At 39.1% G+C, this 25,718-nt stretch carries 21 protein-coding genes and 2 pseudogenes; 16 read left to right on the top strand and 7 right to left on the bottom strand.

What is annotated here, in order from left to right; genetic code table 11:
• Positions 1-26 precede the first annotated feature (26 nt).
• Positions 27-809 (top strand): uroporphyrinogen-III C-methyltransferase, encoded by a 783-nt coding sequence (gene cobA / locus NC799_RS16320; RefSeq protein WP_272447508.1) that lies wholly within the window; start codon positions 27-29, stop codon positions 807-809.
• A gap of 552 nt (positions 810-1,361) precedes the next feature.
• Here cobA and NC799_RS16315 read toward each other — a convergent pair.
• From NC799_RS16315 to nirB, 3 genes are all read right to left on the bottom strand, one after another.
• Positions 1,362-2,837 carry a NarK family nitrate/nitrite MFS transporter gene (locus NC799_RS16315; protein ID WP_272447507.1) on the bottom strand — a complete coding sequence of 492 codons (1,476 nt, stop codon included), beginning with the start codon at positions 2,835-2,837 and terminating at the stop codon, positions 1,362-1,364.
• A 79-nt stretch (positions 2,838-2,916) separates the two neighbouring features.
• Positions 2,917-5,052 (bottom strand): assimilatory nitrate reductase catalytic subunit NasC, encoded by a 2,136-nt coding sequence (nasC, locus tag NC799_RS16310; RefSeq protein WP_272447506.1) that lies wholly within the window; start codon positions 5,050-5,052, stop codon positions 2,917-2,919.
• Positions 5,053-5,074: 22 nt separating this feature from the next.
• The gene (gene nirB / locus NC799_RS16305; protein WP_272447505.1) at positions 5,075-7,432 is read right to left on the bottom strand and encodes a nitrite reductase large subunit NirB; all 2,358 of its coding nucleotides are present in this window, start codon (positions 7,430-7,432) and stop codon (positions 5,075-5,077) included.
• Positions 7,433-7,585: 153 nt separating this feature from the next.
• Here nirB and NC799_RS16300 point away from each other — a divergent pair.
• The 7 genes and pseudogenes from NC799_RS16300 to NC799_RS16270 form a co-directional block, all read left to right on the top strand.
• Positions 7,586-7,891 (top strand): annotated as a pseudogene (locus NC799_RS16300) (alpha/beta hydrolase); the annotation flags it as partial.
• A gap of 168 nt (positions 7,892-8,059) precedes the next feature.
• Entirely contained in the window at positions 8,060-9,991 is a 1,932-nt protein-coding gene (locus tag NC799_RS16295; RefSeq protein WP_272447504.1) for a fructose-1,6-bisphosphatase, read from the top strand.
• A gap of 269 nt (positions 9,992-10,260) precedes the next feature.
• The gene (locus NC799_RS16290; protein WP_417006700.1) at positions 10,261-11,028 is read left to right on the top strand and encodes a transporter substrate-binding domain-containing protein; all 768 of its coding nucleotides are present in this window, start codon (positions 10,261-10,263) and stop codon (positions 11,026-11,028) included.
• Between the two features lie 171 nt (positions 11,029-11,199).
• A complete protein-coding gene (locus tag NC799_RS16285; RefSeq protein WP_272447502.1) occupies positions 11,200-11,862 on the top strand; it encodes an amino acid ABC transporter permease in 663 nt (220 codons plus the stop codon).
• Positions 11,863-12,585 (top strand): amino acid ABC transporter ATP-binding protein, encoded by a 723-nt coding sequence (locus NC799_RS16280; RefSeq protein ID WP_272447501.1) that lies wholly within the window; start codon positions 11,863-11,865, stop codon positions 12,583-12,585.
• Positions 12,586-12,768: 183 nt separating this feature from the next.
• A complete protein-coding gene (locus NC799_RS16275) occupies positions 12,769-13,128 on the top strand; it encodes a hypothetical protein (RefSeq protein WP_272447500.1) in 360 nt (119 codons plus the stop codon).
• A gap of 23 nt (positions 13,129-13,151) precedes the next feature.
• A complete protein-coding gene (locus NC799_RS16270; protein WP_272447499.1) occupies positions 13,152-14,408 on the top strand; it encodes a cytochrome P450 in 1,257 nt (418 codons plus the stop codon).
• 125 nt (positions 14,409-14,533) lie between these two features.
• Here the strand turns inward: NC799_RS16270 and NC799_RS16265 are convergent, their stop codons facing one another.
• The 3 genes from NC799_RS16265 to NC799_RS16255 all read right to left on the bottom strand — a co-directional run bounded on the left by NC799_RS16265 (position 14,534) and on the right by NC799_RS16255 (position 18,274).
• Positions 14,534-14,968 (bottom strand): GNAT family N-acetyltransferase, encoded by a 435-nt coding sequence (locus NC799_RS16265; RefSeq protein WP_272447498.1) that lies wholly within the window; start codon positions 14,966-14,968, stop codon positions 14,534-14,536.
• A 1,077-nt stretch (positions 14,969-16,045) separates the two neighbouring features.
• The gene (locus tag NC799_RS16260) at positions 16,046-17,473 is read right to left on the bottom strand and encodes a hypothetical protein (RefSeq protein WP_272447497.1); all 1,428 of its coding nucleotides are present in this window, start codon (positions 17,471-17,473) and stop codon (positions 16,046-16,048) included.
• A gap of 153 nt (positions 17,474-17,626) precedes the next feature.
• The gene (locus tag NC799_RS16255; protein WP_272447496.1) at positions 17,627-18,274 is read right to left on the bottom strand and encodes an HD-GYP domain-containing protein; all 648 of its coding nucleotides are present in this window, start codon (positions 18,272-18,274) and stop codon (positions 17,627-17,629) included.
• A gap of 687 nt (positions 18,275-18,961) precedes the next feature.
• Between NC799_RS16255 and NC799_RS16250 the strand changes: the two genes are divergently transcribed.
• The 3 genes from NC799_RS16250 (at position 18,962) to NC799_RS16240 (ending at position 20,008) form a co-directional block, all read left to right on the top strand.
• Positions 18,962-19,156 (top strand): hypothetical protein, encoded by a 195-nt coding sequence (locus NC799_RS16250; RefSeq protein ID WP_272447495.1) that lies wholly within the window; start codon positions 18,962-18,964, stop codon positions 19,154-19,156.
• Between the two features lie 76 nt (positions 19,157-19,232).
• A complete protein-coding gene (locus tag NC799_RS16245; protein ID WP_272447494.1) occupies positions 19,233-19,715 on the top strand; it encodes a tetratricopeptide repeat protein in 483 nt (160 codons plus the stop codon).
• Positions 19,716-19,813: 98 nt separating this feature from the next.
• Entirely contained in the window at positions 19,814-20,008 is a 195-nt protein-coding gene (locus NC799_RS16240) for a hypothetical protein (RefSeq protein ID WP_272447493.1), read from the top strand.
• Between the two features lie 113 nt (positions 20,009-20,121).
• On the opposite strand, the pseudogene NC799_RS16235 reads toward NC799_RS16240, so the two are convergent.
• Positions 20,122-21,058: pseudogene (locus NC799_RS16235) on the bottom strand (AraC family transcriptional regulator).
• A gap of 240 nt (positions 21,059-21,298) precedes the next feature.
• On the opposite strand from NC799_RS16235, the gene NC799_RS16230 reads away from it, so the two are divergent.
• From NC799_RS16230 to NC799_RS16210, 5 genes are all read left to right on the top strand, one after another.
• On the top strand, positions 21,299-22,279 hold the full coding sequence (locus NC799_RS16230; RefSeq protein WP_272447492.1) for an aldo/keto reductase: 981 nt from the start codon (positions 21,299-21,301) through the stop codon (positions 22,277-22,279).
• Positions 22,280-23,080: 801 nt separating this feature from the next.
• Entirely contained in the window at positions 23,081-23,341 is a 261-nt protein-coding gene (locus tag NC799_RS16225) for a hypothetical protein (protein ID WP_272447491.1), read from the top strand.
• A complete protein-coding gene (locus NC799_RS16220; RefSeq protein WP_272447490.1) occupies positions 23,325-23,705 on the top strand; it encodes a retropepsin-like aspartic protease in 381 nt (126 codons plus the stop codon). The genes NC799_RS16225 and NC799_RS16220 overlap by 17 nt, the downstream gene beginning before the upstream one ends.
• A 275-nt stretch (positions 23,706-23,980) precedes the next feature.
• Positions 23,981-24,202: a hypothetical protein gene (locus NC799_RS16215; RefSeq protein WP_272447489.1), complete on the top strand. Its 222-nt coding sequence runs from the start codon at positions 23,981-23,983 to the stop codon at positions 24,200-24,202.
• Between the two features lie 449 nt (positions 24,203-24,651).
• On the top strand, positions 24,652-25,718 hold a 1,067-nt coding region (locus NC799_RS16210), incomplete at its 3' end, for an FGGY family carbohydrate kinase (protein ID WP_272447488.1).

Here is a 25,718-nt window from a genome sequence, read left to right as displayed (position 1 = left end):
TATGTGCCTAAGGGAGGCAACTTATAATGGGAAAAGTTTATTTAGTCGGTGCAGGTCCAGGGGATCCAGATTTATTAACGATAAAAGCGTTACGGTGTATTCAGCGAGCAGATGTTATCCTGTACGATCGTTTAGTAAATAGGGAGTTATTGAAAGAAGCAAAGCCGGAAGCAGATTTGGTGTTCTGTGGAAAGTTACCGAAGCTTCACATAATGAAACAGGAAACGATTAATTATTTATTAGTCAAGTATGGTAAACAAGGAAAAACCGTCGTTAGACTTAAGGGAGGGGATCCTTTTGTCTATGGCCGTGGTGCAGAAGAAGCCCTAGTGTTAGCTGAGAATGGTGTTGCTTATGAGGTTGTCCCAGGCATAACAGCAGGTATCGCTGCCCCTGCATATGCGGGGATTCCGATTACTCATCGTGATTTAGGTAATTCCTTTGCTGTAGTCACTGGTCATTGTAAAAAGGGAATGCCGAATGAGATAAAATGGGATCATTTGGCTAATGCAGTTGATACGATAGCAATCTATATGGGAATTGGTCATCTACCACAAATTTGTCAACAATTGATATTACATGGAAAAAGCAAGGATACGCCCATTGCTATTATCCAACAGGGAACAACAGACGCCCAACGGACAGTTGTTGGAACATTAGATACGATTGTAACTGTCGTTAAAAAAGAACAGATAACAAATCCTGCGATGATTGTGGTTGGGGAAGTTGTTAGATTTAGAGAAAGAATAAACAAAATCATCGAACAACAAACGAACGAACTGTTGATAGAAGCTAAGCTCGTGTTGTGACACTTAATAAATGCTCTTGTAAAGCCATCGTATTTAATAAAAAGAAGGCAGGACCGTTACTATCATGTAACGCTCCTGTCTTTTTTATAGATAAGAAAGCATAAAAAAGCAAGAGCTGTCTAGCTCCGGGCGCCTACCCCCTCGGGTCATAAGTCAATCCCTTCTGTGGCAAAGACAGCCCCGTCAGGTCTTGTCTTATGCCTGCCTTAGTATAGCAAGGCGGCCTTTCGCTTTTGTTATGATTACACAGTTGTAGATTCCTAGACTATGTATTCCTGAGTTTTGTACGGGATCTAAGGGGGTGCAGTGGATTATTAGGTGTAAACGCTCGTCCGCGGCTCCGCTGCCAGCCTAACGGTAGTTAAAGTCAGAGGTTAGCGCCCGAATGCACTTCACCAACAGCCTAACGGTAGTTAACCCACAAAAAAGAGAGTGGTAAACGTCGCTATGCGCTTTCCACTCCAAAATAATAGGTTATTTGATCTCAAAACTTAGGCTGTAGCCAAGGTCTCTTCTAAGCAGGAAATAAGTGACTTTCTTGTTCACCTGCACTTAGTTAATGGTTGTAGACGCTCCAGTTGAATTGACAGAAGCAACTTTTTCTTTTACTTGTTTTTGACTTGTTACTGTAGTATTTTGCGGTTCTTTTAAAAATAATGTACAGAAAAAGCAAACAATTGCTGATATACTAATGAAGATAAAAAACATTTTTGGACTAACGAAGCTGAAAATGGTTAAGAAGGTTGTCGCACCAATGTTTCCGTAAGCCCCAACCATCCCTGATATTTGACCTGTTACTTTACGCTTCACAAATGGTACCATTGCATAAACTGCGCCCTCTCCTGCTTGAACAAAAAAGGAACAACCCATAGTTAGCAGAATGGCTAGCCATATTGGCCAACTTGAGCCGATTTGTGCCATTCCAATGTAACCAACAGCAAGCCCAGCCATTAAAATCGTAAGTGTTTTTTTACGACCAAACTTATCACTCAACCATCCGCCACCAGGACGAGACATTAGGTTCATGAATGCAAAACTACCTGCAACTAGCCCTGCTTGTGCAATACTTAATGAAAAAGTTTCTTCATAGAATGTTGGTAACATAGAGACAACAGCAAGCTCAGAACCAAACGTACAGAAATACGAGAATTCGAGAATGGCTACTTGTTTAAAAGAATATTTCTCATTTTCCGGTACGCCATTACGAAGGCCCTCTTTGTTGACATCCCAAATTTTATACAGGTTATAGATTAGAAGTGTACCAAGGAAACAATAAACGAAGATTGCTACATTCGTACTAATGAAATTTAATTGTTGATTCAAGCGGTACGTTAAAAAACTGAGAATACCATAGACTGGTAATGTCATTACAATTAAAAAAAACATGTCCTTGTAACTTGTTACTTCCAGTGCCCCGCTTTTCTTTTGACGCGTGAGAGTGACACCATCAGGAGTGTCTTTAACTAGACGCATAAAGATCAAACCATAAACGAGTACAATGGCACCAGTTAGACCGATTGCATAACGCCAGCCATTTTCACCGCCAAAAACGATGGCTAGAGTCGGAAGTGTCATCGCAGCAAAAGCAGAGCCAAAGTTTCCCCACCCACCGTAGATACCTTCTGCTAATCCGACCCTTTCCTTAGGAAACCATTCAGCAACTAAGCGAATCCCAACGACAAAACCTGCACCAATAATCGCTAAGAACATCCGAGAGATCATGAGCTGTATAAAGGAGTTGGACAAAGCAAAGGCAAAGCACGGGATACTTAACAGGATTAGTAAGCTTGCATACACTTTTCTAGGACCAAACCTATCAACAAGCATCCCAATCAGTACACGTGCCGGGATAGTTAAAGCAACGTTAGCAACTGCCAAGATGGCAACCTGATCATTGGTTAAACCGAAGACAGACTTTAGTGTCGTCATAAATGGTGCCATATTAAACCAAACGACAAAAGTTAAAAAGAAAGCGAGCGTTGTAAAGCCTAATATTTTGATGTTACCTTTATAACTTACATTTTCCATAGAAATCCCCCAAATCATTACTATTTTTTAAATATTCCATTAATTTATAATGAAAAGCACCTAGACCTTTTATCTGTTATTAATTTACCGGACTCACTTTTACAGCACTTACTTTAAAGCCAGGCATTCGACAAAATGGATCAAGTTGATTGGAAACAAGCTTGTTAACATTTTGCGAATCTGTCCAATGGAACGGGACGAAGACAGTGTCCTTTCTTATTGTTGTTGACCACTTACTGCGAACAATAATCTCTCCGTATGCCGATTCTATTTTGACGAGTGCTTGTTCCTTCAAGTTATATCTGGTTGCTGTGTCTGGGTGTATTTCCATAAAGGCTTCTACATTCTGAGCAGCAAGGGAGTGACTTTTTCTTGTTTGTTCCCCAGTTAAATAATGGGACATAACTCTACCTGTCGTCAGGATAAGCGGATAATCGGAATCTGGCCTTGGTTTTGGTGGTGATGATTCGTTTGCGAAAAATACCATTTTTGCTTTTCCATCTGGGTGAGCAAAGGAATATTCAAACAATCGCTTTGTGCTTGGATGCTCCGGAGTAGGACATGGCCAAAGTACACCTTGTTCATGTCGCAACCGGTCGTAAGTAATCCCGTGATAGTCGGCGATACCACCTTTACTCGCGATCCGCAGCTCTTCAAAGATTTCTTCAGCTGATTGGTATGAAAAATACTTTCCTCGTCCGATTGCCTTTGCTATTTCACAAATGATTTGCCAATCGTGTTTTGCTTCTCCTTGAACAGGAAAAGTTGCTTCTCTTAGCATGACGCGGCCCTCAACGTTAGTCATCGTACCTTCATCTTCTAAATAGGATGTTGCTGGTAAAACGAGGTCTGCGAGTTTAGCTGTGTCTGATAAAAACATGTCTGCTACGACAAGGAACTTTAATTTCTCTAACGCTTTTTTAACAAAATTAGCATTAGGGTTGGATACAACAGGATTTGAGCACATTATGAACATGCCAGTAATGTCTCCTTGGTCGATTTTTTCAAACATTTCATAGGCAGACACGCCTTTTCTTGGTAACTCGTTTTCAGGAATTCCCCAAACATTTGCAATGTAGGCACGGTGTTCAGTGTTTTCGATAGAACGATAGCCTGGCAATTGGTCTGCTTTTTGCCCATGTTCTCTTGCACCTTGTCCATTACCCTGACCAGTTACTGCCCCGTAACCAGAATTTGGCACTCCAATCTTTCCGGTAGCTAATAAAATGTTCAGGAAGCTTCGAACAGCAGCAGTTCCGTCTAATTGCTGTTCGATGCCTCGGGCAGTAAAAATCATTCCAGATTCTTCTTTGCCGAAAATAGTGGCCGCTTGAATGAGTTGGTCGACAGGTACACCAGTTTGTTCGGACGTTTGATTTAAATCGATCGCTAGCAAGTGTTGTTTTACTTGTTCAAACCCGTTCGTTCGGGAAGTAAGAAATTGTTCATCTGTTAAACCGTGGTCAATAATTACTTTTAACAGGCTATTTGCGATGGCTACATCTGTACCAGGTTTATTTTTCAAGTGTAAATCGGCAATCTTGGTTGTTTTCGTTTCCCGAGGGTCAATGGCAATAATGTAGGCGCCATTTTCTTTCGCTCGTTCAAAATAAGGCATGATTGTTGGTTGACATTCCGCTATATTTGTACCAGCCAAAATGATACAACGAGTATGTGGTATTTCTTCGATTGTGTTGGTAAACCCACGATCCATGCCAAAGGTCTGATTAGCTCCGGTAGCTGCTGCTCCCATGCAAAGACGACCATTATAATCAATGTATTTCGTCCCGAGCCCAACTCGGGCAAATTTCCCCAATAAATAGGCCTCCTCATTTGTAATCGAGGCACTTCCATAGACGGAAAGTGCATCTTTCCCTTCTATAGCTTGTATTTCGTTAACATTTTTGGCAATCAGCTCTAATGCTTCCGGCCAGGTGATAGGTACAAAATCACCATCTACTTTTTTGAGTGGCTGCTTCAAGCGACTGCGATGAAGTGCGTGTTGATGTGCATTTAAACCTTTAATACACAACCTCCCTTGTGATGTTGGATTATCTTTTCCAACTGTTTTATATTGTTTTCTTGAGACAACCGTTTGTTCGATTAACTGCATTTTACATTGCATACTACAGTAAGGGCATTGTGTATCGTAAACTCTTTCTGATTGGATTTTTTTTTGTTGGTCACGAAAATATTTAAGTAAAAGTTCACTCAAAATACTACCTCCCCTTGTTTGTCTAGAAGTGTTGAACTAGAATTTTCTTTCGGTTCTTAACATCATTCGCCAAGCTGTTCACTAAAAAGTGGAGGTGATCTTCATTGAAGAGAATCTCCCGAATGTGGACGATGGATACACGGTCTATCCAATGCCAGCTTCGTGCAGAGTAGTTGGCCGACTCACGATAATATTGGATGAAACCGAGTGTGAAATGCACTGCATCTTCTTTTGTATCTGCAACGGTTAACAGCTCTGCTGCTCGTTGATTCCGACCACTACTACCACCAACATAAATTTCCCAACCGCGGTCAATTTTGATTAAGCCAACATCCTTTGTTATTGATCGGTCCCGGTGATGCATACAAGTTGAGACACCAATCCGAATCTGGTAAGGAACTTTTACAAATTCTGTTTCTTTATCTAAGCGAGCAGTGAGCTCATTGGCTGGCTGCTTATCACAGTTGCATAAATCGTTGCCATTACTTGTGTTGATGATCTTTATCGTATTGGCAGTGACGGAATGTAAATTCATGTCTAGCTCGGTCCAAATAGCTGGTAAATCTTCCTGCTTAATGTTGTTTAAATGAATGCGCTGGTCACTTGTTATCTCTAATGGAGCTAAATTATATTTGTCAGTAACTGCTGTAATTTTGCTTAATTGAGCAGTAGTTATTGTTCCACCATACAATTGTGGAACAACGGAGTACGTCCCGTCGTTACGAAGGATGGCGTTCCTCTTATCTGTTAGATAAATCATGTCTTGGTCATGGTCATACTCTGGATAGATCATCGCTAAGTAGTAGTCCAATGCAGGATGGCATGTGTTGCAACCATTTTCCACCTTCCAATTGAGCTCCTTCATGATTTCCTGTTTACTTGATAATCCCCTGGCTTGGATTTGGGCAACGACGTCGTCTTCTGTCAGTAAGGTACACGAGCAAAACGATGATGTTGTGCTTGCTTCGTTAAAGTAATCACTGGAGATGTACTCCAGTAATTCGCTAACAGCTGGTTTACATCCACCACATGAACTGGATGCTTTTGTACATGCTTGAACCTCTTTTATTGTCGTAAGTTTTTCGCCTAGTACACAATCAATTATTTGTCCTTTTGAAACACTGTTACATGTACAAATAAATTCAGATCTTGGTAGGTTAGCGGTGTAGGAATCTCGTATGTCGACCGGCTTTAATAAATCTGCTTTTTCTTTATCAGGAATAAATTTCTGTTTAACAATCGTGTCTAGGAGTTTTGGTCCCTCCTTTATATCACCGTAAAGGACAGCACCAATCGCTTTATTGTCTTGAAAGAACACTTTCTTGTAAGTGGAAACTATTTCGTTGTGAAATTGAATCGATTTAATAGTTGGGTGTTCGGTAAATTGTCCTACCGAAAAGACGTTTATCCCAGCTACTTTTAAATGGGTCGATAAAACAGAACCTTGATAACCTTTTGTTGGTATGTTGCAAAGGTGTTGTGCTAAAACTTCTCCTTGTTCGTATAAAGGTTTTACTAATCCATAAACGATTTGGTTATGCTCTACACATTCACCCACCGCAAAAATATCTGGCTCACTTGTTTCTAAGTAGTCATCAACTAAAATGCCTCGATTAGTAGCGATGTTAGCTTTTTTCGCAAGCATAACATTTGGTTTTATCCCGACAGCCATCACGACTAAATCAGCGTCACGTGATGTACCATCTTTAAAGTGTACTCTCTCTACACGGTTGCCTCCTGTCATGTGTGATGTTTCCTTTTCTAGTAAAAACTCCATCCCCTGCTGCTCTAACTCACGCTTAAGCATACCTGCTGCCGTATCGTCTAATTGCCTATTCATTAAGGTATCTGCAAGGTGAACAACGATGACTTTCATCCCTAAGTTAATAAGGCCTCTCGCTGCCTCTAGTCCTAGTAATCCTCCACCTATGACAACTGCCTTTTTATACTGTTTCGCTGTCTGTTTCATCACCTGACAGTCAGCGATTGTTCGAAAAGTAATCACTCCTTCTAAGTCAGAACCTGGTATTGGTAGTAAAATCGGTTCAGAACCAGTCGCAAGAATTAATTTGTCATACGTAACAGCTCGCCCCTTATCGGTATGAATCGATTTGTTTGTTTTATCTATCTCAATTACAGTCTCACCAGTATGGAGTGTAATCTCATGTTTGTTATACCAATCCAAGTGGTGAAGGGTAATATCATCAAAAGATGTTTCACCCTGAAGAACAGAAGATAGCTTTATTCGACTATAGTTCACGTATGGCTCGGAACCAAATACGGTAATATCATATTTGGAGGGGCTAATTTTTAATATATTTTCGATACATCTTATCCCCGCCATTCCATTACCAATCAAAACAAGTTTTTGTTTTTGCACTGTTTGGACCTCCAAAAAGTTGATATCACATGTAATTAAACCTTACGCTACCATGTAAATTGGTTGGCTGTCATAGAAATTGTTAGATAATATAACGCACTTTTTATCTTTAAATGCGCCTACCTCTTAGTGGAGCTTTGGAGGGAATTACCTTTATTTGGTTTGCCAGAATTCCCGATTATTCAAGCGGCTAATACGGTTACTAACATTCGAGCAGGATATGATTTGTATCAGTCCTCATCTATTCGTCAGTTAGCAAAAAATAAGACACCAACACTATTTATCCATGGTGACCAAGATACGTTTGTTCCGTTTTCAATGCTAGAGGAATTATATTCAACCGCAAATGTAGATAAGGAAAAACTTGTGATCCATGGTGCTGGACATGGAGAAGCGGAAAAGGTGAATCCAGAGCTGTATTGGGCTACCATTTGGAAATTTATTGCTCCCTATTTGTGAAAAAATTAGAGATGGGGAAACGAATAGCTCAAATCTCGCAATCCTTTCTGCTAGATCCAGAACAAAATTGATATAATTAGTATTTATGGTATAGTTATTTGTACATTCATTTAACAGAATTTTTAGCAAATTTAAATAGTTAAGCGGGAGAAGGGAGATACCATAAATTTGAACACAAAGTTTTTAGACTTGCTAGCTCAAAAGTATGACAGTGAAGAGAAAGTTGTAACTGAAATCATCAACCTCGAAGCAATCCTAAACCTACCAAAAGGAACCGAGCACTTTGTTAGTGACCTTCACGGTGAATATCAAGCATTTCAACACGTTTTAAGAAATGGTTCCGGAAAAGTGAAAGAAAAAATTAAAGATATTTTTAAAGAAGAATTATCTGAACAGGAAATCAATGAATTTGCCACACTAGTTTACTATCCGGATGAGAAAATACAGTTAATCAAAAATAGTTTTGATAACGATGAGGAATTAAACGAATGGTATAAGAAATTTATTGAATATATGATCAGGCTCATCCCTTATACTTCCTCTAAATATACTCGGACTAAATTACGGAAGGCATTGCCCAATCAATTTGTGTTTATCATCGAGGAGCTATTGTACAAAACCGATGAATATTCGAATAAGAAGGGCTATTATTCTAGCATTGTCGAGCAAATCATCTCGCTTGGCCAAGCGGACAAGCTCATTATAGGTCTTGCTTACACGATTCAACGCCTCATAGTAGACCACCTTCATGTTGTTGGGGATATTTATGACCGGGGACCAGAGCCAGATAAAATAATGGACACTTTAATTAACTATCACTCTGTAGATATTCAGTGGGGCAACCATGATGTACTATGGATTGGAGCTTTTGCCGGTTCAAAGGTGTGTTTAGCTAATATTATCCGGATTTGTGCTCGTTATGCAAATCTAGACATTATTGAGGATGTTTACGGAATTAATCTTAGACCGCTGCTTAATCTTGCTGAAAAATATTACGAGGATAATCCAGTGTTTCGACCTAAAATCCAAGCAGGGGAAGATATATCTGATTATGAAAAGTTGCAAATAACTAAGATTCATCAAGCGATTGCAATGATCCAGTTTAAATTGGAAAGTCCGATCATTAAAAGACGTCCATGCTTTCATATGGATGAAAGGCTTTTACTTGAGAAGATTAATTTTAATGAGAACGAAATAACCATTCGTGGTACGACGTATTCACTTGAAAATACTTGTTTTGCAACGGTTGATCCGAATAATCCTACGAAACTATTAGAGGAAGAAAAACAAGTGATGGATAAGCTCTTGTTTTCCATTCAACATTCTGAAAAACTTGCAAGGCATATGAAATTTTTAATGAAAAAGGGCAGCCTCTATTTAAAATATAACGGCAATTTGCTTATTCATGGCTGTATCCCATTGGATGAAAATGGCAACATGGAGAAGATGGTCATTGAAGGGAACACCTATGCAGGACGTGAGCTTCTAGATGTGTTTGAACGTTATGTTCGCTATGCTTTTGCCCATCCGGAGGAAATAGATGACCTCGCTACAGATATGATTTGGTATTTATGGACAGGGGAGTACTCCTCTTTATTCGGTAAAAGAGAGATGACTACATTTGAACGGTATTTTATTAAAGATAAAAAAACCCACAAAGAGATAAAAAATCCGTATTACTATTTGCGTGAACAAGAAGAGATTTGTCGGAATATTTTAGCAGACTTTGAGTTAGACCCTGAACAAGGGCACATTATTAATGGGCATACGCCTGTTAAGGAAATTGAAGGGGAAAATCCAGTCAAAGCAAACGGAAAGATGGTTGTTATTGATGGTGGTTTTTCCAAGGCCTATCAATCGACAACTGGAATTGCAGGTTACACCCTCTTGTTCAACTCCTTTGGGATGCAGCTCGTCGCTCATAAAAAATTCAATTCGAAAGAGGATGTACTAAAAGACGGAAACGATGTTTTATCAGTTAAACGTCTAGTAGACGAAGAGCTTGAACGGAAAAAGGTACGGGAGACAAATGTTGGTGAAGAAATTCTGCAGGAAATCTCTATACTGAAAAGTTTGATGGAATATCGATATATGAATTAACCAGAGTTTTAGGATACGAAAACAATGAGCATGGAATTAGCTTCCATGCTTATTATCTTGGATGAAAATCAGATTTTCCGAGCGCCTTTTAGTACAGACAAGATGTTCTTCATGTAAATCCCCCCACCTTATTCATCATTTAGTTAGCTTATTTTCCAACCTTTGCAACTTTTTCGGCGTGTTGTCCTCATAATTAGCAATCTTTGTCATATACATGAATAGATACCAATTTTTTAGGAGGTTAATGAGTGAAGAAAAATTTAATACGTATGATTTTATTCTTGTTTCTTGTTGCATTAGTAGCTGGGTGTGGCACAAGCTCATCTAAAGATGATTCAAATGGGTCTAGTGGTGAGGATGTCGAGACATATACAGTTGCAACAGATGCTAATTTCCAACCATTTGAATATAAGAATCCAGAAACTGGTGAAATGGAAGGGTTTGATATTGACCTGATCAAAGCGGTGGCAGAAGAGGCGGGCTTTAATGTCGAATTTAAAACGATGGAGTTTGACGGTTTAATTGCGTCCATGCAATCAGGGAAATTTCCGATTGGAATTGCCGGGATTTCTATTACTGAAAAGAGACAGGAAACAATTGATTTCTCTGATTCGTACTATGATTCCGGTCTAATTTTAGCAGTGCCTGAAAATTCTACTATTGAATCGATTGATGATGTTGATGGACTGAAAATCGGTGCACGCCAAGGTTCAACAAGTGAAGAATACTTAAATGGTAATACGGACGCAGAAGTGGTTGCTTACCCTGAAATTGTTACGGCGTACATGAATCTTCAAAAGGACAGATTAGATGGTGTGCTTTACGACTTACCGAACGTTAAGTACTATATTTCCCAAAATGCCGAGGGTGAACTTAAAACAGTTGGTGATGTGCTTGAGGGACAACCATATGGAATCGCTTTTCCAAAAGATTCAGATCTTGTTGAGCCTGTTAATGAGGCACTTGCTGCGCTAAAAGAAAATGGTACCTATGATGAAATCTATAAGAAGTGGTTTGGTTCAGAGCCATCTAAATAAACGATTGGAAAAACTGTGCGTAACAAGGCAGAAGCCTGTTGCGCTTTTTTCACACAAAGGATGGATGCTTATATTTAGATAGTCCATGGACTTGGTATGTGATTGATAATGATTGGGAATTGGGACAAGTAACTGTCCTCGTGACCCATGTTTAAGGAGAGTGATGAACGTATGCTTGATGCTTTTTTCAATTCGCCGTATATAGATTCTTTACCAACCTTATTCCAGGGGTTAAAGATGACTGTGCTGATTACGTTAATTGGTTTGTTTTTTGGATTTATCCTTGGAGCAATTGTTGGGATAGCACGGTTAGCGAAAAGTAAGCTTATCCGAGGTATTTCGGTAGTGTATATCGAGGCTGTCCGTGGCACACCAATTTTAGTACAAGTTCTATTTATCTATTACGGTTTAACGGAAGATTTAATTGGGTTAAGTATTAATGCACTAACGGCTGCAATTGTTGCGATTGCTATTAATGCAGGTGCTTATATTGCGGAGATTGTCCGCGGCGCTGTTTATTCCATTGATAAGGGACAAAGTGAAGCAGGGCGTTCCTTAGGACTGACAGAGAGTCAGACGATGCGATACATTATATGGCCACAGGCATTTAAACGAATGCTCCCACCGCTTGGTAATCAGTTCGTTATTAGTTTAAAAGATACATCACTTTTTTCTGTTATTGCCATTGGTGAGCTGCTTTACATGGGGAAGCAATACTATAATGTCACGTATGAAATATTTGAAACACTTGCGATGGTATGTGTGCTCTATTTAATGATAACTGTACCTGCTTCCATTTATTTAAGACGATTAGAAAGGAAGTTGGATGTATAGATGATTACCGTGTCCGATTTACACAAAGCATTTGGAGAGTTAGAAGTACTAAAGGGGATTGATGTCGAGGTTAAAGAGCAAGAAGTAGTTTGTGTTATTGGTCCGTCTGGATCCGGAAAGAGTACACTTCTTCGCTGTTTGAATCTATTGGAAGAGATTACTTCAGGAACTGTCAAAATTAATGGGAAAGACTTAACGGACCCTCATACGAATATAAACGAATTGCGTGCAGAAGTTGGTATGGTATTCCAGCATTTTAATCTATTTCCGCATCGAACTGTGTTAGAAAATATTACGCTTGCGCCGATGAAAGTAAAAGGTTTCTCTGAACAGGAGGCAAAAGAAATAGCACAAGCCTTGCTAAAGAAGGTCGGTTTGTCGGACAAGGCTGACGAATATCCTGAAAGCCTGTCCGGTGGGCAAAAACAACGGGTGGCCATTGCTCGGGCGCTCGCCATGAATCCTAAAGTGATGCTGTTTGATGAGCCTACATCTGCACTTGACCCGGAGCTTGTTGGTGAGGTGTTACAAGTAATGAAAGACCTTGCACAAGAAGGGATGACCATGGTAGTTGTAACACATGAAATGGGGTTTGCTAAGGAGATGGGTGACCGCGTTATTTTCATGGATGAAGGAGTTATCCAAGAAGAAGGCAACCCTGCTCAAATTTTTGATCATCCAAAAAACCCAAGGACTCAGGCCTTTTTAAGTAAAGTGCTATAACCTTATCTTTAAAAGATATGATGGACGGTTTTTGCGTCGCTTATTATTGGGCGCAAGGAACCGTCCTTATTTTTATGTTTAAAAAAACTGTGATCTTTACCTTTAACTCTTATGAATAGTTCATTCCGATTGACAGATAATACTAAAGTTAACAATATTTTTCCGGTGAAAGGGGACTAACGTGTGGATGAGCAATTAACGTATTCGAAAAAATATGAGGATAAGGTTATTCACTTGAATGGTATCAACCAATTAAAGCAACGGGAGTGGAATTATCCTGTCACACTGAATGCAAACAATGGCATTGTTACAAAAGGAAAAGCTGTCGCCAACTCTTCTAGTAAACTTATGCTTGGTACAGTCCAGGCGACAAGAACGAAGGGGAAAGAGTTACTCTCAAAGGCAAAGAAGGATGATGCTTTTCAACAAGCAACTGAACAACTGAGTCAGCTTTATATCAAAGCTAGTAAACGGCCCTTATTTTCGAGCGTGGTAGCGGTTGGAATACTTGCAATCGTAGCGAGAAACAGCCGAAGCAACTAACGAAAAAGGAGCGATTAGAACGCATGGAACAAAACCAATCACTTCCACATGTAGAGGGAATCGATCAGAGCTTAGCGCTATTAAAAGAGGGCTATTTGTTTATTGAAAATCGAGTAAATAGATTTAAGTTAGACATTTTTGAGGCTCGGGTACTAGGGGAAAAGGCGATATTCATGAGAGGGGAAGAAGCTGCAAAAATTTTTTATGATTCCGATAAATTTCAACGAAAAGGTGCTGCGCCAAAGCGTGTCCAAAAAACATTGTTTGGCAAAAATGCAATCCAAACGCTCGATGGTGAAGAGCACCTCCATCGCAAGTTGTTGTTTATGTCTTTGTTGACGCCACCAAACCAGAAAAAGCTGGCAGAGCTAACGACTGAGCATTGGGAAGCTACCCTAGTGCGATGGGAGAACCAAGAGAGTATTGTTCTTTTTGAGGAAGCAAAAAATATTTTAACGAGCGTCGTGTGCAAGTGGGCTGGGGTTCCGTTAGACGAATCGGAGTTAACGGAGCGTGCAGACGACTTTATCGCAATGATTTACTCGTTTGGGAAGATTGGCCCAGAACATTGGCAAGGCAGAAGGGCGCGTAATCGAGCTGAGGAATGGATCAGGGGAGTCGTCGAATTGGTGAGGGCTGGGGAATTAGAAGCGAACAGTGGGACAGCCCTCTATGAAATGGCCTTTTTTGAACAGCCTGACGGAACACGCTTGGATACGCAGATGGCGGCAGTGGAACTTATTAATGTACTGCGACCGGTTGTGGCTAATGCAACGTTTATTACGTTTGCGGCGTTGGCACTCTCTCAATATAAAGAACAAAAGCAAAAGCTAAAGACAGGTACAAGTGACGACATGGAAAGATTTATTCATGAAGTCCGGCGCTTTTATCCGTTTGGACCGTTTCTCGGTGCGCGTGTCCGTAACAATTTTACGTGGAACGATGTTGCGTTTAACAAGGGCACACTTGTAATGCTCGATATCTACGGGACAAATCATGATGAACGGATATGGGGAAAACCAAATGAGTTTAACCCTGAGCGATTCAAGGGTTGGTCCGGTGGTCTGTTTGCCTTTATTCCACATGGCGGTGGTGATCCGGCGAAAGGGCACCGCTGTCCTGGGGAAGGTGTCACACTTGAGGTAATGAAGGCTACATTAAATTTTCTTGTTCATAAAATCGAGTATGACATTCCGAATCAGGATTTAAATTACAGTCTAGATCAATTACCGACACTACCTAAAAGTGGAATGGAACTGAGCAACATCCGGCGGTTATAGGCAAAGGTTTGTGTGGAGAGGAATCGGTTAAACAATTCCTCTCTATACGGTTTCTTATCACGATTAGCTACTCTTAAATGCATAAGAAATAATCACTTCCAACATTAACGGAATAAATGTCCGTTTCAATCTCTGTCTAAATACTTTTCCATAACAGTTGATATGTCTTTAAATCCTAAACTTTCATAAAGCGTTTTTGCTTTGTTGCCTGCAAAAACGTTCAATTGAGCACGTTTTAGTCCTCTACGTTTGAAGATGGTAAGTGCTGCTTGTATAAGTTTCTTACCATAACCCTGTTTTCTAAAATGGGGCAGTATATACAGCTCCGTAATTATACCAACCTTTTCAAAGTCATAGTTGTCTATTGTATCACCGATTTGCACCCATCCAACCAAAGTCTGATTATCGACTATCACGTAGTAGGAGCTATTGTTTACATATAAATCAGGTGGTATATCTACGTTCGTGTCAAGATAACCAACCGTTGCTTCTTTTTGGACAATCGGTCTGTGTTGTTTAATTATGTGAAGTTCTGTTTCGGTAGCTTTTCTAATTAACATCGTTTGACTCCTTTCAGAAAAAAACGTCTCCACTTAAGTAAGAAGAGAAATGGTAGTATACATGAGACTTAATCGATAAATGCTAGTCTAGTAGTATGCTGAAAGAGCAAACCCGGCAATTGCTCCTAAGGCAACCGCAAAGCCTAGCCCTCCCTAACTAATGTAAAATAATAGTTATAACTCCTTTTTCAGGCTGTTAGTTTACTATATGGATAATTTGGGAAGTGTGATTGGACGTCAATCTTCCTTTCTCCGGAATTGTGCTTGAATAGGTGGTCATTCATTTTCGGGGAGAAGGCTGTTTAGTGAAAAGTTGCTAAATCTGTCGGTGAGTGGGTGTATCATCGACAGATTTTGTTAATCAGAACTAGGGTGTGTTGATAATGAAGGTAGTTATCGACAGATTTTGTTAATCAGAACTAGGATGTGTTGATAATGAAGGTAGTTATCGACAGATTTTGTTAATCAGAACCAGTATGTGTCGATAATGAAGGTAGTTATCGACAGATTTTGTTAATCAGAACCAGTATGTGTCGATAATGAAGGTAGTTATCGACAGATTTTGTTAATCAGAACTAGGATGTGTCGATAAAGAAGGTAGTCATCGACAGATTTAATTAATCAGAACCAGTATGTGTCGATAATGATGGTAGTTATCGACAGATTTTGTTAATCAGAACTAGGATGTGTCGATAAAGAAGGTAGTCATCGACAGATTTTGTTAATCAGAACCAGGATGTGTCGATAAAGATGGTAGTCATCGACAGATTTAATTAATCAGAACTAGTATGTGTCGATAATGAAGGTAGTTATCGACAGATTTTGTTAATCAGAACCGTAGATCTGTCGGTGATTGAGGCCGTAGCCTGAGATTGACTCCTGTTATTGCTGCACATGATCAATCTACTAGCGAGTGATAATAGGAAGCAACAATACGGAAACAAACCAAAAGCCAAAGTGGTTAAATTACACCTACTTTGGCTTTAGTTGAAAATGCCTCCCTGACCAATCGGGCATAAAGAGCTAGACATCTGTGGAACCGACAGATGTTTGAATCCGAATTTCTTACAATATCCTTTACCAAAATATCAAGGCAAAGATAGTTGCAACAATTAAACCAAGGACAACTGGAATAAAGCTTTTTCTAACAAGGTCAATAACGGAAATTTTAGCAAAACCTGCTATTGCAATAATTGGTGACCATGCAACAAGGGTGCCACCACCAACCCAAATCGCTCCGACCTGACCGATAGATGCAAGTGTGGCTGGATCCATACCAACTGTTGCTGCCAATGCTTCCGATAAGGAACCAATCAGTGGTAAAGCGGAAAAACCGGATCCATCAAGGCCGGAAATCATCCCGAGTAAGAGCACACCAAATCCTGTAAAAAAGGCATTATTTGGAATAAAGGTTTGCCCAGCCTGAACTAAATCGAATAAGAAAGATGGTGTTTTATCGGGGTCCGTTCCGAAAATTTGTCCGGCAAGTTCACCACTACCAATAAAGAAAAACGCGGCAACTGGAATAACTAGACCCATCACCTTAAAGGCAAACACAAACCCTTGGACGATGTGATCGCTGACTTCCTGTAATGTCTGTTTATAGTCACGGAACAGAGACATGATAATAACTAATAGAAGCGCTGTACCTCCAACAAGGGAAGAGCCTGCGCCGTCTTCAATAGCTGGAACGAGATCGGAAAAAGTTGCAATAACCACGTAGGTAACAATAATTAAAAAGATAAATGGCACGAGAAAGGCAAATACTGGACTATATTTTCCTGTCTTGACTTCTGTGTCATCTGCACTTATGTCAAGGTCACCATCACCACTGTTTTCCCACTCTGTTAGATTTTCCTTTGCAGGTGGTCGAATTGTTTTCCGGTTCATCCAATAAGCGAGACTAAGCGACACTGCACCGGCAATTAACGATAAAATTAACGTCTGTTCACCAACAGCACTTGCTTCAATAGCCTTACTACTTGATGCGGTTAACTCAGGTGCAACTTTAAGAATGAAGTCAGACGATAACGCCATCCCGTGTCCGGCCAATGAGATAGCCAGTGCTGCACCAATTGGTGAGAGCCCAGCTTGGATGGCTACTGGGATTAGTAATGCACCGATAAGTGGAACTGCTGGTGCTGGCCAAAAGAATAAGGATAAAAAGTAGGTAACAACAACTAGTACCCAGTAGGAAAGTGTCCCATTTTTCATTACCTTTTGAAAGGGCTGGACCATTTGCGTATCTGCGCCTATTGATTTAATTGAACGAAGCAATGATGTCATGATTGCGATAATTAAAAAGATATTGAAAAGCTCTGTCGCTGCTGTTAAATTTGCATTGAAAATCGATTGAATACCTTCTAGGAACGAGCCGGTGAAGGACCAAGCAATGAAAAAGCTCATAACCAACGCTGGCACAACCACGTTTTGTCTAAATAACATGGTTAAAATGACGAGTAAAGTACCAACTAGGTATAACCAATGTGCTAATGTAAGTTCCATGATTTCCTATCTCCTTTTTTAGGAATCTAGAATCACTCATTAGCCTATGCATCTATCCATTAGAGTGTGCAGGAAAAATGGGTTTGTGTCTTGTGAAAGCGGATGGGAGCTAGAAGTGGATAAATAAGGGAGGTAGCCGTCGATGATGGCTACCTAGTCGATAATTTTTGCTGCAAAGATTTTCTCAATTGTTTCCATGTTTTCTGCCCAATGTTCAGGGGTTGGGAGGTCTAGGTCGTGGATGAGTGATTCAAATAAATCAACTAACTTTCCGTCAAATTGAGTCCAGGAACACCGCTTTAATTCACGGATAGCCTCTTGATAGGTTAACGTCCGACGATTGTAGTTCCTCCGATCGATCGTCATTGTGTCAAAGGCGTCACAGATTCCGATAATTCTACCTTGTGTGGAAATGTTCTCCTTCTCAAGGCCTCTTGGATAGCCTTTCCCATCCCACCGTTCATGATGGTCTCTGACAAACACCGCAGCACGAGGCATGTTTAACGTCTTTCTTAGGATATTGTTTCCAATCGTACTATGAGCTTGAATGATTTGATATTCTAATTCATCAAGCTTACTCGGTTTAAGTAAAATTTCCTTCGCTAAGCCAATTTTGCCGATGTCGTGCAATAACGAAGCAATTTGTAAATCATCGTCATCACAACCAACTTGTTGGCCGAGGTATATAGAGAAGTACATTACCCGGAGTGAATGATACTTAAAGATTCTTAGTACCTCATGATCCTGTGATATCTGGTTGAAAAGCCTTTCAGCTCTTAGTAAAAAATCACTTGATTTCATTGGGCAAAAACCTCCCTTTTACTCTCATAAAAATGAATATTAGGACAAGTATAATGTGATTATTCTGAAAAAGGAAGGGATTTTTTCCAATTTATGGAGAGGTGGATGCTAAAACATCAGGGTTTGTACCGTTTCTTGAAAAGTATCAAGGAAAGCAGGAGTAGCGTGTCTATTTTAAAAGAATAAGAGCAAGATAGCTGTCCGAAGTAGCGTCCTGGTTCTGCCAACAATATGCATAACATGGGAATTATGTCAGAACTCGAAGACTGGGACATGGGGACAGGAACGGTGTCCCATTTTTTTGAGTGAAATATGAAATGGTTGTTTTTGGAAAATATATAAATATAACAGGGAAAGATCTTTATGGGTTAAAATAGTAATCAAACAAACCTTCTGCCAACCCCAAATTTACTTAATTCCACACGAATTCCAACATTACTACTAGAAGTGCATTGCAGCTGATGAATAAGAAAAAAATCCAATGATTTTAGAACTTAAAAATTGCAAGGTGTGACAGCAAGGTAGCTATTATGAATAACAGGTGTACCAAAAATGTCATTAATCGTGTTCGCTGATTCAGGTTCAACATCTTTAATCTCTTTATGAAGCGAAAGTTTACTATTGTGGGACAATGATCCTGTCCAAGGCCATTGTAAAATACATACTAAAAAAAGAACTGCTTAATTGATGAGGTTAAAACCAAAGAGAGGTGTCTTTGCTTTTGATGCAGATGCACAAGACAAAGATGAGACAGTTGGTTTAAATGTAATGAATGCGGTCAAGGAAGCCAAAAACGAATTAGAACCTTTAGGAATCAATGTGGCAAAGGGAATAGACGATTTATTCCACGTAGGCTATAAGCCAAAAGTTATTGATATCTAATAAAGGTGCTGTTCATATGACAATAAGGAAGCTGGTTTTTTGTTGTCTTTTTTTACTTTAAGGGAGGGAGTCTAATATGGAGCCGAAATGGGAAGATGTTGTTTTAAATGGATGGGAAAATAAAGACGATGAGGCTAAACTAATAGAATATTTCTTAAAAATTGTAGAGAAATACCCAAATTCAGCAAGGGCAAAATTTGAATTGGCTAACGCTTATGATTTTACAGGACAAGAGAATAAGGCAATTTCGTTATATGAAGATGCCATCAGAATAGGTCTTGATTCCGAGTATCAAGCATATGCTTTATTGCAATTAGGAAGTTCTTTAAGAAATGTTGGAAGATTAGACGAAGCCATCAGAATATTATCTGATGCTGAACTCCGTTATCCTGAATTCCCTTCTATCTCTATGTTTCTTGGAATGACTTTGCACGATAAAAATAGAACGGCAGAAGCATTAAGTAAAACTCTAAATGCAATGTTAAGGCACATTAAAACTTCCGATATTCAACGGTATAGTATGGCTTTAGAAAACTACATTAAGGATATTAAATCATAGATATTGTTATTGCACTAACGGTTGCTTATCTGAAATAAGGAGAAAGCCCACTTAGTACTAAAAAAGTGGCAGTTAATTGAATAGTCGGAGGCGATAATGTGAGTTTAGGTTGGGTTGGTTTTATTTCTATTTCACTAATCATTTTATGTTTTTTCTATACTCTTAGTTTTATAGAAAACTTACAAGAAGGTGATAAACGAATCGCTGTACAGTCAAAAATAGTAGCTATTGTTTGTCTAGGGTTATCTCTTTTTATTCCTTTTATTTTTATTTTAATAGCATATGACTTCTAGATATACTGTTCAACTATACTGCGTATCTACACTAAGCAGATACGCTTTTTAACTTGTGAAAGAAACATTAGTTAATTTTAATTGCACCAACAGATTAAGTGAGAGCGTTGTCCTCACTTTTTAACGGGTGCTAATGTTTTAACAAGGATAATCACCTTTCCTAGTTGAAGTAAAGCCCCCTTATATACTTGCATAAGACCAAACATACGAGAATATTCTCGACTGAACTGGGACTGGCTTTCGTAGCCTACTCGAAATGCGATATTAGCAATATCTGTAGCATCTGCTAATAACATTCGCCTAGCTTCCTGGAGTCTTAATTGTTTTTTGAACTGATTAGGGCTCATAGACGTAACCTCTTTGAAGTGCCTATGGAGAGAAGGATTACTCATATTCGCTATTTCAGCAAGTTTCTCAATTTTAATGGACTGATCAAAGTTATTGATAATATATTCAATAACTTCTCTTATTCGATTGCCTCTGCTACCCTCTATTGCCATTTGTTCCAGAGCCTCTCCATTCGGACCATGCAAAAGCCAATAGAGTATTTCCTTTGTAAATAATGGCTAGTACGCGGATATGTTTCGGATTTTCAAGCAACCGGACTAACCTAGTAACAGCATCCAACAGAGAGGGCTCTACCTTGCTGACATACATAGCACGTTTGGCATTTTTCTTCTTTCCTACTTGAATATCAACATCACTTAAGACTTCTAAGATTTGATTAGGTGAAAATTCAAGTTTAATAGCCAAATATGGAGTGTCGGAAGAGGCTTTTATAACTTGCCCCGTAACTGGCAAGTCAGCAGATGCAACAATGTAATTACCAGAACCATACCTAAAGCGTTCCTCTGCTAATAATACTTCCTTCTCCCCTTGTACGATTATGCAAAATGATGTTTCGTTCACTCTGGCAATTGGTTCGGAAACAACTGATTCACGGATTAAAAATAAAGATGAGATAGAAGTAGAATGTATCCCGTCCTGCTCTGAGTAACGGTCAATGAGTTCGGCAAGTTCTTGTTGCTGTTTGTGAAATTCTTCTGACATATTGTATTCTCCTGATTTATGATAGTCACATTCTATCTCATATTTGTTGATCAAGTAAATACGTCTGATAGAATTAGGCAAAAACTTGATAGAAATAAGATAACGGTTGCTCCCTATATTATTGCATAATATACATAGTCCATTTTAAGCAGAAGATCACCTTAGTAAAATGAAACTAATTAATTGAATGACTTGGATTTAAAGTTTATTACATTTATCAAAAAAGTGAGGATGATTATCATGGAATACGTAAAACTTGGAAATACAGGCTTAGATGTATCTCGATTATGCCTTGGGTGTATGGGCTTTGGGGACGCTAGCAAATGGATTCACCAATGGGTACTTAATGAAGAGGACTCTCGCCCCGTTATAAAAAAAGCACTCGAGTTGGGAATTAACTTTTTTGATACAGCAAATGTGTACTCTCTGGGTACAAGTGAGGAATACCTTGGCCGAGCGCTTAAGGAATATGCGAATCGTGATGAAGTTGTACTAGCAACTAAAGTACACGGGCAAATGCATAAGGGTCCAAATGGATCTGGACTTTCCCGAAAAGCGATTATGAGTGAAATCGATAAAAGTCTGAAGAGGTTGCAAACGGATTATGTAGATCTTTATATTATCCATCGTTGGGATTACAATACGCCTATTGAAGAAACAATGGAAGCACTAAATGATATTGTGAAGGCTGGTAAGGCGAGATACATCGGTGCTTCTGCTATGTATGCATGGCAATTCCAAAAGGCATTACACGTAGCAGACAAAAATGGATGGACGAAGTTTGTATCCATGCAGAATCATGTGAACCTTATTTATCGTGAAGAGGAACGAGAAATGCTACCACTTTGTAAGGAAGAAGGAATTGGTGTAACACCGTACAGCCCACTTGCATCAGGTAGATTGACGCGTGAATGGTCAGAAACAACGTATCGTTCAGAAACGGATCAAATTCAAAAAGCTAAATATGATGCGAACGCTGATGCTGATCGATTGGTAGTTGAACATGTTGCAGCCCTCGCGGAGAAATATGGTGTTCCACGCAGTCATATTGCACTTGCCTGGTTACTACAGAAAGAACCTGTAACATCTCCTATTATCGGAGCTACAAAAACATCTCATCTAGAAGATGCAGTTGGTGCTCTAAATATTAAATTATCAAGTGAAGATGTTGCATTTCTGGAGGAGCCATATGTACCACATCCAATTGTGGGACATAATTAATAGAAAGTTAGAGCTATGATTGAGTTAGTAAGTCTAAAGTAAAGGTTCCACCTAATTTGTGATTTTCCATTAAGGTTGCCATTTTGAAAAATAATTAAGCATTATCTGTATTTAATGGATGTTTATGTTAAACAAGTCCAACTCACAACACAAAGTCATCTACTGCACAGTACAACGATACTATTCAATAAAGTAGATACTCAACAATCGTGCGTTAATTGAATAGTGAAAATATAAAAGCTGGGAGCTAGTTCTCTAGGCCTGGATAATAGGGATCAGACCATCTTCATGGACAAATGTCCACGAGGAGGGTCTGATCCCTGTTTACTAAAGAGAGATTTTTTCTTTTATAAGCGGTTATAAAAAGAGATATGGGGAAATACAGGGGGATTGGTCAACTGTATTAGAAAATGGTTTTTTAGGAAAATTAGGTTGGCTAGAATATAATTTAAAGCGTTCTTTATGGATTGAATGTACGGATGAAGAAGAATAAAATATGGGTACGGAACGAGTAATAGGAACGACAAAGGGAATTAAAGATTATGCAGAGAAAACTTCAGAATCAGTTGATTGGCTTAATGATGAAGAACAATGAATTTCGTACCTGGTACTACAAAAGGACAGATGTCTTTTTGTAGTACCAGGTACCTTATTTAAATGATACATACACTTAAAGTAACGGGTACTTGTCTGCAAGAAAAACAGAACCTTTTATAGGGCTAATACATTAAATTGCTTAAGATGTGATTGGAGTTTGAAACAATGATATAATTAAGGTAATAATATAGAGGCGGTGAAATTATGAAATGGTCAGAGGTTAGAGAATTATACCCTAATCAATTTGTAAAGTTAAAAGTACTGTCGTCTTACATTGAAAATGGGCAAGAGTTTATTGAGGATATAGCGGTCATTAAACCTGTGTCAGATGACTTGGCAACTAAAGAGCTGCTTCAATCTAAAGGTGACGATTTAGTGTACCATACTGCAAATAAGAATATTGTACTTGAAGTTCGTCAAGATGTAGGTCTGAGGAGATTCGACTATCATGAAAGCCAGGCATAAATATGGATTACTATTAGTTGATATAACCTTAACATTCAACGGTAAAAGTAAATTGATAGACAATATGATAGTGGATACAGGAGCAGCCAGAACTCTTATTTCTCAAGATATTGTTGAAGATATAGGTCTTCATGTTGATTTACACGATAGAATTGTTACCTACTTTGGAGTTGGTGGTAAAGAACATGCATTTAGAAAAAAAGTAGACAAAATTCAAATTAGTGATTTTGTTGTTAAACACATTGAAGTAGATTTTAACGATTTTGGTTATGATGACATTAACGGATTACTTGGATTAGATTTATTAATGAAAGCAGGATTTAATATAGATCTACTTAAACTCGAAATGAATATGAACGGCTAAAGGGAATCTTGAAAAATTATTCTCTTTTTTTGTTTTATAATCTTTAATTAAATAGGTAGGGTGGCTTATTCAACTATTGGTTGCGAATGCTTAACAAGGGTATTCGCCTTTCTTTGTTGAAGTAAAGAAGCAGGTCATTCATCCCTTAAATACTAAAGGTTAACTAGCCATTTTATAGAAACCTACCATATATTGTCGTACATTCCCCTTATTAGTTATGCTAACCTTTATTTATTCAGTACTGAAAACTAAATTTACAAACAGGAGGAACAAAAGTGTATCGACAGCATGAGGCAGATGGGACCATCACCTTTCGGGCATCCCATGACTATGATTCCTTGGGGAATCGTTTCAGCATGACGAAAAATGGAGTTACAACCAGTTATGCTTATGATCCCACCGCACTGAATGAATTAGCTTCTGTGTCTGGTAAATCGTATGATTATGACGCAAATGGAAACTTGATCAAGGATGAGGAAAACTCCGTTCCATGTTGAGAAACCTTCTTCTCCCGTAGTCCGTAGTATTTCTAGCAAATTGACGTAACGTTGATTTAGATATTGTAGAATAATAGCTTGTGCAAATGGACGAATGTCTCCACGCACATTCATGAAAAATCATCCTTTCTTGGTGAATTTATCAAGGAAGGACAGCAAAATGCTGTGCTTAGCTTGACGGCTATCAATCCTGTCCCCATGTCCCTTTTGAAAAATAGATGTGCAGACAACTAGAAATGAACTTTAATTTATTGAAAGAAAACGTTTATTCTTTTGTGGTAAACGTGATATAATCATTTTATATTTAACTTGTACGTACTACCTAGAGGGCGTATCATCACTTGATACATTAGTACATTTGAATATTGGTCCTACTATTAGTGCGTGTTCGAAATGGAGGATAAAACAACCTCTATTAATTTATTAATCTGCGTATTGGAGGAATATGTATGAGTCTGAATGTGAAAAGTGCGATAGAAAGTGGCAAAACTGCGCTTGGTATTGAATTTGGATCTACGCGAATCAAAGCTGTTCTCGTTGGGGAGGACAATGTACCAATTGCGTCTGGAGCCCATGACTGGGAAAATAAATATGTTGATAATATTTGGACGTATAGTGTTGATGACATTTGGAAGGGTTTACAAGATAGTTATCAAAAGCTCGCCGGAGACGTGAAACAGCAATATGGGGTTACATTAAAAACGGTTGGTGCACTCGGGTTTAGTGCGATGATGCATGGATACATGGCCTTTGATCAAGACGGAGAGCTCCTCGTGCCATTTAGAACATGGCGTAACAATATAACGGAGCAAGCATCGACCGAACTGACAAAACTATTTAACTACCAAATCCCTCAAAGATGGAGCATTGCCCATCTATATCAAGCAATATTGAACGGGGAAGAGCACGTTGCTAACATTAGTTTTCAAACAACATTAGCAGGCTATGTTCATTGGAAATTAACTGGTAAAAAGGTGCTCGGTGTCGGGGAGGCATCTGGTGTATTCCCAATCGACTTGGACACAAAAAACTACAATGAAAGAATGATAGAGCAATTTAATCAATTAGTTGAACCGGAAAATTTACCTTGGCAGCTGGAAAATATTTTACCTGATGTGCTCGTCGCTGGAGAAAATGCTGGTGTTCTAACCGAAGAAGGTGCAAAACTGCTCGACCCTAGTGGGGTATTACAAGCGGGTATTCCACTCTGCCCACCAGAAGGGGATGCAGGAACAGGGATGGTTGCAACAAATAGTGTCGCTAAGCGTACAGGAAATGTATCTGCCGGAACGTCAGTCTTTGCGATGGTTGTGTTGGAAAAAGACTTAGCGAAAGTTCATCCTGAAATTGACCTTGTCACTACACCTACAGGTAACCTTGTCGCAATGTCTCATTCCAACAACTGCTCATCAGACTTAAATGCGTGGGTTGGGTTATTTGGTGAATTTGCTCAAACGTTGGGAATAGAAGTTGATGCAAATAAGCTGTATGGAACATTGTATCATAAGGCGCTTGA

It is taken from the genome of Aquibacillus salsiterrae (genome assembly GCF_028416595.1).
Lineage (GTDB): Bacteria > Bacillota > Bacilli > Bacillales > Amphibacillaceae > Aquibacillus_A > Aquibacillus_A salsiterrae.
This window is presented reverse-complemented; position numbering and strand designations above follow the sequence as displayed.

What these genes read in the sequence shown, in the direction of transcription:
- cobA (WP_272447508.1), top strand. Translation starts at nt 27, where the DNA reads ATGGGAAAAGTTTATTTAGTCGGTGCAGGTCCAGGGGATCCAGATTTA.
- NC799_RS16315 (WP_272447507.1), bottom strand. Translation starts at nt 2,837, where the DNA reads ATGGAAAATGTAAGTTATAAAGGTAACATCAAAATATTAGGCTTTACA.
- NC799_RS16290 (WP_417006700.1), top strand. Translation starts at nt 10,261, where the DNA reads ATGATTTTATTCTTGTTTCTTGTTGCATTAGTAGCTGGGTGTGGCACA.
- NC799_RS16285 (WP_272447502.1), top strand. Translation starts at nt 11,200, where the DNA reads ATGCTTGATGCTTTTTTCAATTCGCCGTATATAGATTCTTTACCAACC.
- NC799_RS16280 (WP_272447501.1), top strand. Translation starts at nt 11,863, where the DNA reads ATGATTACCGTGTCCGATTTACACAAAGCATTTGGAGAGTTAGAAGTA.
- NC799_RS16270 (WP_272447499.1), top strand. Translation starts at nt 13,152, where the DNA reads ATGGAACAAAACCAATCACTTCCACATGTAGAGGGAATCGATCAGAGC.
- NC799_RS16265 (WP_272447498.1), bottom strand. Translation starts at nt 14,968, where the DNA reads ATGTTAATTAGAAAAGCTACCGAAACAGAACTTCACATAATTAAACAA.
- NC799_RS16260 (WP_272447497.1), bottom strand. Translation starts at nt 17,473, where the DNA reads ATGGAACTTACATTAGCACATTGGTTATACCTAGTTGGTACTTTACTC.
- NC799_RS16255 (WP_272447496.1), bottom strand. Translation starts at nt 18,274, where the DNA reads ATGAAATCAAGTGATTTTTTACTAAGAGCTGAAAGGCTTTTCAACCAG.
- NC799_RS16250 (WP_272447495.1), top strand. Translation starts at nt 18,962, where the DNA reads ATGAGGTTAAAACCAAAGAGAGGTGTCTTTGCTTTTGATGCAGATGCA.
- NC799_RS16245 (WP_272447494.1), top strand. Translation starts at nt 19,233, where the DNA reads ATGGAGCCGAAATGGGAAGATGTTGTTTTAAATGGATGGGAAAATAAA.
- NC799_RS16230 (WP_272447492.1), top strand. Translation starts at nt 21,299, where the DNA reads ATGGAATACGTAAAACTTGGAAATACAGGCTTAGATGTATCTCGATTA.
- NC799_RS16225 (WP_272447491.1), top strand. Translation starts at nt 23,081, where the DNA reads ATGAAATGGTCAGAGGTTAGAGAATTATACCCTAATCAATTTGTAAAG.
- NC799_RS16220 (WP_272447490.1), top strand. Translation starts at nt 23,325, where the DNA reads ATGAAAGCCAGGCATAAATATGGATTACTATTAGTTGATATAACCTTA.